Raw genomic sequence first — 12,822 nt, 5'->3', positions numbered from 1 at the left:
GCCCCAGCGCCATATGCTGGGGCGCTTCACATTGGCATATGCCAGGGGAATTCTTTGCCGAGGGAGCGAGAGGTCAGAGCACCGCGCCGAGGAACTCGCGAGTACGCTCGTGCTCCGGATCGGAGAAGATTTTCTCCGGCGGACCGGACTCGATGACCTTCCCGGCGTCGAACATGAGCACGTCGTCCGAGATGTCCCGGGCGAAATTCATCTCATGGGTCACACAGAGCATGGTGATGTCCGTGGTGCGGGCGATGTCACGCAGCAGATCCAGCACCCCGGCGACCAGCTCGGGGTCGAGCGCCGAGGTCACCTCGTCCAGCAGCAGCACCTGCGGCCGCATGGCCAGCGCCCGGGCGATCGCCACCCGCTGCTGCTGACCACCGGAGAGCTGCGTGGGCTTCGCATCGACCCGGTCGGCCAGCCCCACCATCTCCAGAAGATCCTTGGCGCGCGCCTCCGCCTCGTCCTTGGACATGCCGAGCACCCGGACCGGAGCCTCGGTGAGGTTGCGCAGCACGGTCATGTTGGGGAAGAGGTTGAACTGCTGGAAGACCATGCCGATCTGCTTGCGCGCCTCGCGGCGCTCCTTCTCGTCGGCCGGGAACAGCTTGTTCCCGTTCACCGTGATCGTGCCCTCGTCGGGGCGCTCCAGCGTCATCAGCAGGCGCAGGATCGTGGTCTTGCCCGAACCGGACGGGCCGATCAGGGTGACGTGCTTGCCCGGGCGGACCGAGAAGCACAGATTGTCCAGGACCGTGTTGTCGCCGAATCTCTTGGTGACGTTGTCGAACCGGATCAGTGCATCGGAAGTGGTGTCAGCGGACAAGACGGCGCTCCAGGGCTCGTACGAGAAGGGAAGCCGGGTAGGCGATGAGGATGAAGGCGACACCGACCACGGTCAGCGGCTCGGTGTACTGGAAGGTCTGCGCGCCGAACTGGCGTGCTTCGTTGAGCATCTCCAGCACGCCGATGGCGAGCAGGATCGGCGTGTCCTTCAGCATCGCGATGACGTAGTTGCCGAGAGCCGGCATCACCCGGCGGAAGGCCTGCGGCAGGATCACCGCGATCCAGGTGCGGTGCGTGGGCAGGCTCAGCGCCGTCGCCGCCTCCCACTGGCCCTTCGGTACGGCTTCGATGCCGGCCCGGTAGACCTGCGCCGTGTACGTCGAGTAGTGGAGCCCGATGGCGATCGTGCCCGTGGTCAGCGCGGAGAACTGGACGCCCCACTCCGGCAGCACGAAGAAGAAGAAGAACAGCTGCACCAGCAGCGGGGTGGTGCGGATGAATTCGGTGAAGACGTTCACCGGCCACCGTACGAACCGGGTCGGCGCCCGGAAGAGGAGCGCCCACACCAGGCCCAGGGTGAAGGAGAGCAGCGAGCCGAGCACCAGCACCTGGAGCGTGACCAGGAGGCCGGCCCAGAAGTCCGGCATGAAGTCCGCCACTGCGGACCAGTCCCAGGTCTTCATCAGGACGCACCTCCCGGCATGGTGGTGCCGGCGACCTTGTCCTGGGCGCGCCCGTTCAGGATTCCGCCGAAGAAGCCGGGCCCCGGTTCGCTGCCGATGTTCTGTTTCGTCTTCCGCTCCAGAGCCTTCATCGACCGCGTCAGTACCAAGGCGATGACGAAGTAGATCAGCAGGCTGATCGTGTAGATCTGGGCGCTCTCCTGCGTCGCCAGCCGTACGAGGTTCGCGGCGAAGGAGACGTCACCCACACCGAGCAGCGACACCAGGGCGGTGCCCTTGAGCAGCTCGATCAGCAGGTTGCAGAAGGACGGCATCATCTCCGGCACGGCCTGCGGCAGCAGGATCAGCCGCATCCGCTGCGCCGGGGAGAAGCTGAGCGCGATGCCCGCCTCGCGCTGCGCGGGGGACACCGAGTTCAGCGCGCCACGCACGATCTCGGCGCCGTACGCGCCGTAGGAGAGGCCGAGCGCGAGAACGGCCGCGTACATGGGAACCAGCTGCCAGCCCAGAAGCAGCGGCAGTACGAAGAACAGCCAGAACATCAGCACCAGAGCGGAGGTGCCGCGGAAGATCTCGGTGTAGAAGGCGGCCAGGAAACGGACGACCCGCGAGTGGTGGGTACGTGCCATGCCGACCGCGAAGGCGACGACGGCCGCGAGGGCGCTGCTGTAGACCAGCAGTTGAATGGTGATCCAGATGCCGGGCAGTACCCAGTTCTGCCAGAGTCCGGCTGTCATCGGCACAGCTCCTCGGCAGTAAGGGTGGTCATCTCGCTCTTCGTGAAGCCGAACGGCTTCAGGATGCGGAAGAGCTCACCGCTCTTCTTCATCTTGTGGATCTCGACGTTGAACGCGTCGCGCAACTCGGTGTCGGTGGGGCGGAAGGCGAAGCCGCCGCCGTCGATCTGCTTCTCACCGTCGACGATTGCCGCGAACGGCTCGGTCGCCTCGGCCCTCGTGCTCTTCTTCACCACCTCGCGGGTGGTCAGCGCGGTACCGGCGAAGACGTCGACGCGCCCGGACTCGACGGCGTTCAGCCCGGCCACCTGGTCCCTGAGGATCACGATGTCGTCCTCCGGAATGCCGGCGGCAATCGCATAGCCGATCTCCGCGTAGCCCGTTCCGGTGGAGAACCTCGCCTTCGCCTTGACGACGTCCTCGTAGCTGTGCAGATTCTTCGGGTTCCCCTTGCGCACGATGAACGAGTCGAGCATCTGGTACTCGGGGTCCGCGAAGATGACCTGCTGGCACCGTTCCTTGTTGATGTACATCCCGGCCGAGACCACGTCGAACTGCTGTGAGTTCAGCCCCGGAATGAGGGAGGCGAAGTCGGTCGCGACCGGCTGGACGCTGTCGACACCGAGCCGCTTGAAGATGACCCGGGCCAGCTCAGGGGCCTCGCCCGTGAACTCGCCCTGCTCGTCCACATAGCCGTACGGCACCTCACCCGCGATGCCGAGGCGCACGGTGCCCTGTGACTTCAGCCGGGCCAGCGCGTCACCCGACGGCACGCGACTGCACCCCGCCGCACCGGCGACGGTCAGCGCGCCTGCGGCCGCCGTGCCGAGCAGCAGGGCGCGTCTGCTCATCGATCCTGGTTGTCTTGTACGAGCCATGGGCGCGCGGCTACCCGGGCTCTTACGGGGTATGCATGGCAGATGGCCGACCGATACCTGACCGTTGCCTTGAGCAAGCGCGGCGTGGAGTGCACCGCCCGCCTGCTCTTCGACAAAGCCCCGCTGACCTGCGCCGCTGTCTGGGACGCGCTGCCGCTCGCCGGAGATGTCTACCATGCGAAGTATGCCCGCAATGAGATCTACGCCCTGCTGCCGACCTTCGCCGAGCAGGAGCCACCACTGGAAAACCCCACGGTAACGCCCATTCCGGGTGATCTGTGCTATTTCACCTTCACGGATGTGCAGTTGGGCACGGCCTCCTATGGCTACGAGACCGGGGCCGCGCACCGGGGCCGCGCCACCGTCGTCGACCTCGCGCTGTTCTACGAACGCAACAACCTGCTGATCAACGGGGACACCGGGTGGGTGCCGGGCATCGTGTGGGGCGAGGTCGTGGAGGGGCTCGGGGAGATGGCCGACGCGTGCCAGGACCTGTGGCGGACGGGGGCGGCGGGGGAGACGCTGTCGTTCCGCCGGGCGTAGTGGGCGGGTGCGGGTGCGTGGCGCCTGCGGCGGGCTTGTTCCCGGCGGGGCTGCGCGCAGCCCCGCCCGGCGTTTGAGAGCACGGCCGAAGGCCGTACGGGGTCCGGGGCTTGCCCCGGTTTCGGGAAGGGGCGGGGTGGGGGAACGGCCCCGCGCAGCGGCCCCGCCCGCCCCGCCCGCTACCCTGTCGCCACCCCCGCCTCGTACAGCGCCTCCGCCCCCCGCAGCACCACCCCGTCCGCGTGCCGCGCTCCCACCAGCTGCACGCCGATCGGCAGGCCCGCCCCGTCCACACCGCACGGCACGGTCGCCGCCGGCTGCTGCGTCAGATTGAAGGGGTAGGTGAACGGGGTCCACCCGGTCCAGCGGTGGTGCGGCGAACGCGGCGGGACCTCGGTGCCCGCCTCGAACGCGGTGATCGGCAGCGTCGGCGTGACCAGCAGGTCGTACGACGTGTGGAAGCGTCCCATCCGCCGGCCCAGCGCCATCCGCGTGTCCACCGCCGCCAGATAGTCCAGCGCGCTGTACCGCGCCCCCGCCTCGACGATCTCCCGCAGCCCGGGATCGAGCAGCTCGCGCTGGTCCGCGCCGAGGTGCTCGACCACCCGGGCGGCGCCGCTGAACCACAGGGTGTGGAAGGCCTCGACCGGGTCGCTGAAGTCGGGGTCGGCCTCCTCGATGTACGCCCCGGCCTCCGCCAGAGCGCCGACCGCCCGCCGGACCGCCGTGGCGACCGCCGGTGCCACCGCGACCTGGCCACCGAGCGTGGGCGAGTACGCGATCCGCAGGCCCTTCACGCCTTCGGCCAGGCCGGCCCGGACAACCTGCGCGGGACCGAGGTGCGACCAGTCCCGCCAGTCGTCGCCGCTGATCACGTCGAGCATCAGCGCCGCGTCCGCCGCGTCCCGTGTCATCGGCCCGACGTGCGCCAGCGTCCCGAACGGGCTCGACGGGTACATCGGCACCCGCCCGTACGTCGGCTTCATGCCGAAGATCCCGCAGAAGGAGGCGGGGATGCGCACCGAGCCCCCGCCGTCCGTCCCGAGCGACAGCGCGCCCGCGCCCAGGGCGACGGCCACCGCACTCCCGCCGCTGGAGCCGCCCGCCGTGCGCGACGGGTCGTGAGGGTTGCGGGTCACGCCGTGCCGTGGCGAGTCGGTGACGCCCTTCCAGCCGAATTCGGGTGTAGTCGTCTTGCCGAGGAACACCGCGTTGTGCGCCCGCAGCCGGGCCACCGACGGGGCGTCCTCCTCCCAGGGGCCGTCCTCCCGGATCGTCCTGGAGCCCCGCAGGGTCGGGCCGCCCCGCTGGAGCAGCAGGTCCTTCACCGTGACGGGCACCCCGTCGAGCAGCCCCTCCGGTTCACCCCTGTGCCATCGCCGCGCCGACGCCTCCGCCTGGGCCAGGGCCTGCTCCGCGTCGACCCGGACGAAGGCGTTGACCTGTGGTTCGACGGCCTCGATCCGTTCCAGCGCCGCGCGGGTCGCCTCGACGGGGGAGAAGTCGGCCCTCTCGTAGCCGGCCAGAAGTTGACGTGCGGTGAGGTCAGTCAGGCGAGTCGTCATGCATGGGGACGTACCCACGTTTCTTGTCCACCACGTTCGGCAGGGGCTTTCCGGCCGACCACAGTTCGTACATCTCGACGAACTGCTCACCCAGCCGGTCGCGCCAGCCGACGGTGTCGCCGCTCATGTGCGGCGAGACGATCAGGCCGGGCACGTCCCACAGCGGACTGTCGGGGGCGAGCGGCTCGTGCTCGAACACGTCGAGGGCCGCGCCGGCGATCCACCGCTTGTCGAGTGCGGCGGCCAGGTCCTTCTCGACGACGAGCGGGCCGCGGCCGACGTTGACGAAGCGCGCGGAGGGCTGCATCAGGTCGAAGCGCCGCGCGTCGAACATGCCCCGTGTGTCGTCGGTGAGCGGCGCCGCGCAGACCACCCAGTCGGCGCGCGCCAGCAGCGGATCGAGGTCGCGTGTGCCGTGGATGCCGTCGCGCGGTGTCCGGCCGACGACCGCGGTCCGCACCCCCAGTGCCCTGAGCGTGCGGGCGACCGTACGGCCGATGGGCCCGGCGCCGACCACCACGGCCCGTGTCCCGGCGACCGCCAGTCCTTCCCGGTGGCGCCAGCGCCGCTGGCGCTGCAGCTCGAGGGTGCCGGGCAGATCCTTGGCCATGGCCAGGACCAGCGCCGCCACGTACTCGGCGATCGGCGCCTCGAAGATGCCGCGGGCGTTGGTCACGACGGTGTCGGATTCGGCCAGTTCCGGACAGAGCAACCGGTCCACGCCGGCACTCGGGGTGTGCACCCAGCGCGGCCGCGAGCCCTCGCCCGGCCAGGCGCGGCGGACCGCGTCCGAGGTGAAGTCCCACACCAACAGGGCGTCCGCGGACGGCAGTTGGTCGGCGAGCGTGTCCTCGTCCGCGTAAGCCACACGGACCTGTCCGGCCAGCCGGCCGAGCCGCGGAGGGGGGTCCGCGGTCAGTACGAGAAGTGTCGGTTCGGACATCGGTCGGAAATCGCTTCCTGACGTCTGACATGTACGGATTGACCACGCTCGCACCCCAACCTACCGTCGTCAACAAGACACCAAGGGGGCCAGCATGGACGTCTCCTTTCTCGGTGGACCACAGCCGCAGCATGGCGTCGGTGTGGTGGCCCCGTTCGACTTCGCCCTGGACCGCGAGCTGTGGCGCTGGGTGCCCGACGACGTCTCGCTGCGGCTCACCCGAACCCCTTTTGTGCCGGTCGGGGTCTCCCTCGACCTGGCCCGTCTGGTGAGCGAGCACGAGACGCTGCGCGAGGCCGTACGCGCGCTGGGGGCGTCAGAGCCCGAGGTCATCGCCTATGCCTGCGCCTCGGGCAGTTTTGTCGGCGGCATCGCCGGGGAACGCGCCATGTGCGAGGTGATGAACACCGCGGGTGAAGTGCCCTCCCTCACCACCTCGGGGGCGCTGCTCCAGGCGCTGGAGGAGCTGGGTGCCGGCCGCATCGCCCTGCTCACGCCCTATACGGAGTCGGTCACCAGCTCACTGGAGGAGTATCTGGGAGAAGCTGGGGTGACGGTGACGGGCCGCGCCTTTCTGGGACTGACCCGGCACATCTGGAAAGTCCCTTACCGGGCGGTGGTCGACATGGCGCGACAGGCGGTGGTCGGCGCGGCCGACGCGCTGTTCATCAGCTGTACCAACCTGCCGACGTACGACGCGATCCCGCAGCTGGAGGCGGAACTGAGGATGCCGGTGCTGTCCGCCAACCAGGTGACGATGTGGGCCGCGCTGCGCACCCTCGGCGTCCGCGCCATCGGTCCGTACCAGGCACTCCTGATGGAGCCGGAGGCGCTGGCGGGCACGCTGCCCGGACCGCAGCCGGAGGCCCTGGCGGCGACGCTGCCCGAAGCACAGCCGGAGACGCTCGCGGGGACGCTGCCCGAAGCGCAGCCGGAGACACGGCCCGAAGAACAGGAAGGCTGGACATGACGACGGTCGGACTTCTCTACCCGGGACACTCCGCGGAGGACGACTACCCACGACTCGAAGTACTGCTCGACAGCGACATCCGGCTGGCCGTCATCCACACCGACATCGGCGAGGACGCGCACCGCGTCGACGCGCTGCTGAAGATCGGTTCGCCCGAGCGGCTGGCCGCCGGTGTCGAGGCGCTGCGCCTGGAGGGTGCCGAGTCGGTCGTGTGGGCGTGCACCAGCGGAAGCTTCGTCTTCGGGTGGGAAGGCGCCCACGAGCAGGTCCGCGAACTCGCCAGGGTGGCGGGGATGCCGGCGTCCAGCACCTCGATCGGCTTCGTGCACGCCGTGCGGCACCTCGGTACGCCGAAGGTCGCGATCGCCGCGACCTATCCCGCCGACGTCACCGAGCACTTCGCCGCCTTCCTCGAGAAGTCCGGCGCCGTGGTCGTCTCCGGCCGGGACGCCGGCATCCTGACCGCGGAGGAGGTCGGCACCTGGGGCCGCGAGGAGGTTCTCGAACTGGCGCGCTCTGCCGACCATCCGAACGCCGACGTGGTGCTGATGCCGGACACCGCCCTGCACACCGCGGCGCACCTGGCCGATCTGGAGTCCGCGCTGGGCAAGCCGGTCGTCACCGCCAACCAGGTGACCGTGTGGGAAGGTCTGCGGCTCGCCGACCGCCGCGCCTGGGGGGACAAACTGGGCGCGCTCTTCGCCCGTCCGGAGTACGAGGAATAACCGGAGAGTCCCTCCTGTTGTCCGGCGAGCGAGTCGTGCGACTGACGCGACGCGCACGACTCGCACGCTCCGGATACGAACAGCAGACGCAGGAGGCCCCGCGGTGAACGCAGACGCACAGGACGCAGTGGACGAGATCCGGGGTGCGGCGGCCGGGACCGCCCCCGTACCACTTTCCGTGCTCGACCTCGTCACCGTCGGCAGCGGACGCACCGCCACCGACGCACTGCGCACCAGCGTCGACATCGCCCGCCTCGCGGAACGCCGCGGCTACCACCGGCACTGGGTCGCCGAGCACCACTCCATGCCCGGTGTCGCCTCCTCGTCGCCCGCGGTGATCCTCGCCCACCTCGCCGCCCACACCGAGCGCATCCGCCTCGGCTCGGGCGGCGTGATGCTGCCCAACCACGCGCCGCTCGTCATCGCCGAGCAGTTCGGCACGCTGGAGGCGCTCGCCCCGGGGCGCGTCGACCTCGGCCTCGGCCGGGCGCCCGGCACCGACGGAGCGACGGCGGCGGCACTCCGGCGCACCGACAAACTCAACGAGGGCGCCGACGACTTCCCGCAGCAGCTCGCCGAACTCACTCGCTTCCTCGACGACGACTTCCCGGACGGGCACCCCTACGCCCGGATCCACGCCGTCCCCGGCCCGGTGCAGGCCACCTCGCCCGGCGGCGTCCAGTCCCCGGCGCGCCCGCCGGTCTGGCTGCTCGGCTCCTCCGGCTTCAGCGCGCGGCTCGCGGGCACGCTCGGCCTGCCGTTCGCCTTCGCGCACCACTTCTCGGCGCAGAACACGATCCCGGCGCTGGACCTCTACCGCGAGTCCTTCCGGCCGTCCGCGGTGCTCGACGCCCCGTACGCCCTGATCGGCGTCGCCGCCCTCGCGGCCGACGAGGAGCGCGAGGCCCGGCGTCAGGTCCTCACCGGCGCCCTGTCCATGCTCCGGCTGCGCACCGGCCGGCCCGGGCTCGTCCCGACGCCGGAGGAGGCGGAGGCGTACGACTTCAGCCCGATGGAACGCGAGTTCGTCGACAGCTGGCTGGCGAACATCGTGCACGGGACACCGGGGACGGTCCGGGCCGGCCTGGACGACCTCCAGAAGCGCACGGGTGCGGACGAGCTGATGATCACGGCGAACGCGCACGGCGGGGAGGCGAGGCTGCGCAGCTACGAGCTGATCGCCGACGCGTACGGGTTGCCGGGCTGACCGGGCTCGGGGCGCGTGTCGCCTGCGGCGGGCCTGCCCTCTCCGCGCCCCTTCCCGCTGAGGCCAATGTGCGGCTCCGCCGCGTGGCGGGGCAAGCCCCGGGCCCCGTACCGCGCTTCGCGCGGTGGCCTCAAGCGCCGGCCGGGCTGCACTGCAGCCTCGCCGGCGTTTGAGGCGCGGGGGCCGGGGGCGGAGCCCCCGAAACCACCGCGTCGGAGCGCGGTACCGGGTCCGGGCGGAGCCCGGTTTCGGGAAGGGGCGGGTCGGGGGATGCGCAGCGGTCACGTACCCGCGGCCCTCCGTCAGCCCGACGCACCCGCGCGCGCCCCGCGCCCCGTGCCGAGCATTTCCGCGATCCGGTCGGGGCCCACCGCGCGGGAGTACAGCCAGCCCTGCCCCGTGTCGCAGCCGATCCGCCGCAGCCGCGTCGCCTGGCCGGAGGTCTCCACGCACTCCGCGGTGACCGTGAGGCCCAGCCGGTGGGCCAGTTCCACCAGTGCCTGGACGATCGTCTCGTCGGCCGCGTTGGCCGGGGCCTCGTCCTGGAAGCCGCGGACAAACGTTCCGTCGAGCTTGAGTACGGATACCGGCAGCCGGCTCAGGTACGCCAGATTCGAGTAGCCCGTCCCGAAGTCGTCGATGGCGATGTGCACGCCCATGTCGCTGAGCGCCTGCAGCGCCTGCAGCGGGCGTCCGGCGGAGCCCATCACCGCCGACTCGGTCAGTTCCAGTTGCAGCAGATGCGGGGCCAGGCCCGTCTCGGCCAGGATGTCGGCGACGTCCGCGACCAGGTCGGAGTCCCAGACCTGCCGCACGGCGACGTTGACGCTGACGAACAGCGGCGGGACGCCGGGGTGGTCGAGCTGCCACTGCCTCGCCTGGCGGCACGCCGTACGCAGCACCCACCGCCCGAGCTGCACGATGGAGCCGTCCTCCTCGGCGATGGCGACGAACTGATTCGGCGTGAGCGTGCCGAACTGCGGGTGGTTCCAGCGCACCAGCGCCTCCACGCCCCGCGTCAGCCCGTCCGCCATACCCACCAGGGGCTGGTACTCGAGCGTGAACTCGCCGCGTTCCACGGCGGGCCTCAGCATCGAGGAAAGCGCCTGCCGGGTCATGCGGTGCGCGTTGCGCTCCGGGTCGAAGAGGGTCCAGCGGGACTTGCCGTCCTCCTTCGCCCAGTACAGCGTCGTGTCCGCGGCCTGCATCAGCCCGGTGGCGCTCGTGCCGGTCACGGCGCGCTCGACCACACCGATCGACGCGGAGACGGAGAGCCGCTGACCCGCCAGGTCGAAGGGCTCCTGGAGCGCGGCCAGCACGGACCGGGCGAGGTCGGCGACCTGCTCGGTGCCGGTGGAGTCCTCGACGAGGATCGCGAACTCGTCGCCCCCGAGCCTGGCGACCAGGTGGCCGCCGCTCGCGTCCGCGCACTCGGCCAGCCGGGTGGCGACGGCGGCCAGCAGCCGGTCGCCGACCCGGTGTCCGAGAGTGTCGTTGACGGCCTTGAACCCGTCGAGATCCAGGTAGCACAGGCCGATCCGGCCGGTGGAGCCCTGGTCGTACGGGGACGACTCGAGCGCGGCGGTCAGCCGCTCGAAGAACAGCGTCCGGTTGGGCAGCCGGGTCACCGGGTCGTGCATCTGGAGGTGCCGCAGCCGGGCCCGCAGTTCGCGGCGGTCGCTGATGTCCGCGACCGACAGGAGCACGGTGCCGCTGTCGGGCACCGGCGCGACGGTGACCTCGGCCCACAGGGCGCGCCCGTCCGGGTGCTTGAGCCGGCGTGTGCAGCGGAACCGTGAGCGGCGGCCGCGCAGCGCCTCGCGGTAGGCGTGCCAGGTGCGGGCGTCGGAGGCGAGGTCGATGAGGTCGGCCGCGTGCTGCTCGCGCAGTTCGTCGCTGCGGGTGCCGAGCAGCGAGGCGAGCGCTTCGTTGGCGCTGATCACCACACCCTCGGGGTCGACGACGGCCATGGCCAGCTCTGCCGCGTTGAAGGCGGCACGGTAGTCGCGCAGTTCGGTGGAGTTCCGGCCGAAGGTGTGACGCTCAGTGACCGTGGGTCGGATGCTTCCGGGGACTGCGACGCCCGCGGGCCCTTGTCCTTCGGAGGTTCCGCTCACCGCTCACTCCCGCAGTGCAGTTGTGTCGTACAGGGTCGTACAAATGTGGTCGGGGGATGGCCCGCCCAGGCATTCGACGAAGAAATCCAGCAAGAACTCGGGGAAAGTGTGCCGATCATAGAGCCAGCGGAGCCGGCCGTTCCAGCGTGACCATCATGCGACAGAGCCTCCAGAGGGAGCAGTCGATCGTTTCTGCGCGGGTCGGGAGCGGGGTCTGCCGACCGCTGACCACTTGTGACTTTCCGTGAGCCATCGGAGTGTCGTCGTGTCTCGGCACGGCCTCGGGTCGGTGTCAGGTCGGTCACCCGAGTGGGGCACCGGAACAGGGCGTACCACCAGAAAACATCACAGGGTGGGTGACGCATCCCGTATTCCGCCGCCGGAGGTCCACGTGGAGGGTCAGCAGTCGCCCGAGGGAACACCCGGGAGAGTGGAAAGAGTGCGTCTGCGCAATGCCGCGGCCGCGCTCACTTCTCTCATGGCCTTCACGGCGACCTCCCTCGTGACGGGCCCCGCGGTGGCCGACACGATGGGCGGCCCGTGCGCGCTGCCCCGGACGGTCGCGCACCACTCACTCGGCCTCGACACCTGGAACGCGGCATACACCCGGCCCGTCACCGACCTCGACGCGGTCATGATCTTCCTGTCGTTCCCGGACTTCGTACCGCTGAACCGGCCCCAGGAGCTCGCGGCCGACCACTTCCCCGCCACCAGCGACTTCTTCCGGCGTGCGTCCTACGGCACCTTCGCCCTCCACGCCCACCCGCTGGCCGAATGGCTGCCGATGCCGAAGCCCTCCGTCGCCTACGGGATACAGCGCGACTGGGAGCCGGAGCAGCGGGCCGCGTACCTGCGGGACGCGATCGCCGTGGCCGACGTCCGGGTCGACTTCTCCGAGTACGACATCGTCTACCTGGTCGCGGACCCCGACGCGCCGGGCGTCGACTCCGACGCGACCAAGGTCGTCAACTTCGACCGGCCGCTGCGCGCCGACGGCACCGACATCCGGCGGGTCGTCACCGTCTTCGAACGCCACCCGCCGGACCGCAACGTCCTCGCCCACGAGACCGGCCATGTCTTCGACCTGCCGGACCTCTACCACCGGCCGGTGGACGGCCACGGCGACTGGGACACCCATGTGGGGGACTGGGACGTCATGGGCAGCCAGTTCGGTCTCGCCCCGGACCTGTTCGGCTGGCACAAGTGGAAGCTGGGCTGGCTGGGCCGGCCCGAGGTGCGGTGCGTCAACTCCCGGCCCGGCGGCGACCCGGTGACCCTCGAGCCCGTCGCCGCCGCGCCCGTGCGCGGCGGCAGCGTCGGCACCCGGCTGGCGGTGGTACGGACCGGGCCGCACAGCGCGCTCGCGATCGAGGCCCGCGGCGCCACCGGCAACGACGCCTACACCTGCACCGAGGGCGTCCTGCTCTACCGCGTGGAGGGCGAGACGGCGTCCGGCGGCGGTCCCATCGAGGTCGTCGACACGCACCCGGAGACGGAAGCCTGCCTGGAGGACTCGGTCTACCCGCCGCTCGCGGACGCGCCGCTGCGGGCCGGTGAGACCTTCACCATGCCGGGGCCGCCGGGAGGGCGGGTGCGTGTGGAGGTCGCGGAGCGCACGCAGACCGGGTCGTGGACGGTGAAGATCACGACGGTCTAGACGGCGCC

At 70.7% G+C, this 12,822-nt stretch carries 12 protein-coding genes; 5 read left to right on the top strand and 7 right to left on the bottom strand.

All coding sequences use genetic code 11. The annotated features are described in order from the left end of the window. Positions 1 to 73: 73 nt before the first annotated feature. The 4 genes from ehuA to ehuB are packed head-to-tail and all read right to left on the bottom strand — an operon-like array spanning position 74 to position 3,060. A complete protein-coding gene (ehuA, locus tag OGH68_RS12870; RefSeq protein WP_264243596.1) occupies positions 74 to 829 on the bottom strand; it encodes an ectoine/hydroxyectoine ABC transporter ATP-binding protein EhuA in 756 nt (251 codons plus the stop codon). Next, positions 819 to 1,472 (bottom strand): ectoine/hydroxyectoine ABC transporter permease subunit EhuD, encoded by a 654-nt coding sequence (ehuD, locus tag OGH68_RS12865; protein ID WP_264243595.1) that lies wholly within the window; start codon positions 1,470 to 1,472, stop codon positions 819 to 821. The genes ehuA and ehuD overlap by 11 nt, the downstream gene beginning before the upstream one ends. Next, positions 1,472 to 2,209: an ectoine/hydroxyectoine ABC transporter permease subunit EhuC gene (gene ehuC, locus OGH68_RS12860; protein WP_264243594.1), complete on the bottom strand. Its 738-nt coding sequence runs from the start codon at positions 2,207 to 2,209 to the stop codon at positions 1,472 to 1,474. Before ehuC ends, ehuD begins: the two co-directional genes overlap by 1 nt. After that, positions 2,206 to 3,060 carry an ectoine/hydroxyectoine ABC transporter substrate-binding protein EhuB gene (ehuB, locus tag OGH68_RS12855; RefSeq protein WP_264243593.1) on the bottom strand — a complete coding sequence of 285 codons (855 nt, stop codon included), beginning with the start codon at positions 3,058 to 3,060 and terminating at the stop codon, positions 2,206 to 2,208. The genes ehuC and ehuB overlap by 4 nt, the downstream gene beginning before the upstream one ends. Positions 3,061 to 3,129: 69 nt before the next feature. Between ehuB and OGH68_RS12850 the strand changes: the two genes are divergently transcribed. Further along, positions 3,130 to 3,630 (top strand): DUF3830 family protein, encoded by a 501-nt coding sequence (locus tag OGH68_RS12850; RefSeq protein ID WP_264243591.1) that lies wholly within the window; start codon positions 3,130 to 3,132, stop codon positions 3,628 to 3,630. Between the two features lie 179 nt (positions 3,631 to 3,809). On the opposite strand, the gene OGH68_RS12845 is transcribed toward OGH68_RS12850, so the two are convergent. Both OGH68_RS12845 and OGH68_RS12840 read right to left on the bottom strand, forming a co-directional pair. Further along, a complete protein-coding gene (locus tag OGH68_RS12845) occupies positions 3,810 to 5,195 on the bottom strand; it encodes an amidase (RefSeq protein WP_264243589.1) in 1,386 nt (461 codons plus the stop codon). Further along, complete coding sequence (locus OGH68_RS12840; RefSeq protein WP_264243588.1) at positions 5,176 to 6,138, bottom strand: D-2-hydroxyacid dehydrogenase; 963 nt, start codon at positions 6,136 to 6,138, stop codon at positions 5,176 to 5,178. Before OGH68_RS12840 ends, OGH68_RS12845 begins: the two co-directional genes overlap by 20 nt. A gap of 94 nt (positions 6,139 to 6,232) precedes the next feature. On the opposite strand from OGH68_RS12840, the gene OGH68_RS12835 reads away from it, so the two are divergent. From OGH68_RS12835 to OGH68_RS12825, 3 genes are all read left to right on the top strand, one after another. After that, positions 6,233 to 7,108, top strand: a complete 876-nt coding sequence (locus OGH68_RS12835; RefSeq protein ID WP_264243586.1) for an aspartate/glutamate racemase family protein — start codon at positions 6,233 to 6,235, stop codon at positions 7,106 to 7,108. Further along, a complete protein-coding gene (locus OGH68_RS12830; RefSeq protein ID WP_264243584.1) occupies positions 7,105 to 7,833 on the top strand; it encodes a decarboxylase in 729 nt (242 codons plus the stop codon). Before OGH68_RS12835 ends, OGH68_RS12830 begins: the two co-directional genes overlap by 4 nt. A 103-nt stretch (positions 7,834 to 7,936) precedes the next feature. Continuing rightward, positions 7,937 to 9,040, top strand: coding sequence for an LLM class flavin-dependent oxidoreductase (locus OGH68_RS12825; protein ID WP_264243582.1), 1,104 nt, complete (start codon positions 7,937 to 7,939; stop codon positions 9,038 to 9,040). A 302-nt stretch (positions 9,041 to 9,342) separates the two neighbouring features. Here OGH68_RS12825 and OGH68_RS12820 read toward each other — a convergent pair whose 3' ends face one another. Then, a complete protein-coding gene (locus OGH68_RS12820; protein WP_264243580.1) occupies positions 9,343 to 11,157 on the bottom strand; it encodes a putative bifunctional diguanylate cyclase/phosphodiesterase in 1,815 nt (604 codons plus the stop codon). Between the two features lie 391 nt (positions 11,158 to 11,548). Between OGH68_RS12820 and OGH68_RS12815 the strand changes: the two genes are divergently transcribed. Next, a complete protein-coding gene (locus tag OGH68_RS12815; RefSeq protein ID WP_264250054.1) occupies positions 11,549 to 12,814 on the top strand; it encodes a M6 family metalloprotease domain-containing protein in 1,266 nt (421 codons plus the stop codon). The last annotated feature ends 8 nt before the right edge of the window (positions 12,815 to 12,822 follow it).

Origin of the sequence: Streptomyces peucetius, from assembly GCF_025854275.1 — a bacterium.
GTDB lineage: Bacteria > Actinomycetota > Actinomycetes > Streptomycetales > Streptomycetaceae > Streptomyces > Streptomyces peucetius_A.
The sequence above is the reverse complement of the archived record's forward strand: the minus strand, read 5'-3'. Positions and strand labels throughout refer to the sequence as shown.

What these genes read in the sequence shown, in the direction of transcription:
- ehuD (WP_264243595.1), bottom strand. Translation starts at nt 1,472, where the DNA reads ATGAAGACCTGGGACTGGTCCGCAGTGGCGGACTTCATGCCGGACTTC.
- OGH68_RS12845 (WP_264243589.1), bottom strand. Translation starts at nt 5,195, where the DNA reads ATGACGACTCGCCTGACTGACCTCACCGCACGTCAACTTCTGGCCGGC.
- OGH68_RS12840 (WP_264243588.1), bottom strand. Translation starts at nt 6,138, where the DNA reads ATGTCCGAACCGACACTTCTCGTACTGACCGCGGACCCCCCTCCGCGG.
- OGH68_RS12835 (WP_264243586.1), top strand. Translation starts at nt 6,233, where the DNA reads ATGGACGTCTCCTTTCTCGGTGGACCACAGCCGCAGCATGGCGTCGGT.
- ehuB (WP_264243593.1), bottom strand. Translation starts at nt 3,060, where the DNA reads ATGAGCAGACGCGCCCTGCTGCTCGGCACGGCGGCCGCAGGCGCGCTG.
- OGH68_RS12850 (WP_264243591.1), top strand. Translation starts at nt 3,130, where the DNA reads ATGGCCGACCGATACCTGACCGTTGCCTTGAGCAAGCGCGGCGTGGAG.
- OGH68_RS12830 (WP_264243584.1), top strand. Translation starts at nt 7,105, where the DNA reads ATGACGACGGTCGGACTTCTCTACCCGGGACACTCCGCGGAGGACGAC.
- ehuC (WP_264243594.1), bottom strand. Translation starts at nt 2,209, where the DNA reads ATGACAGCCGGACTCTGGCAGAACTGGGTACTGCCCGGCATCTGGATC.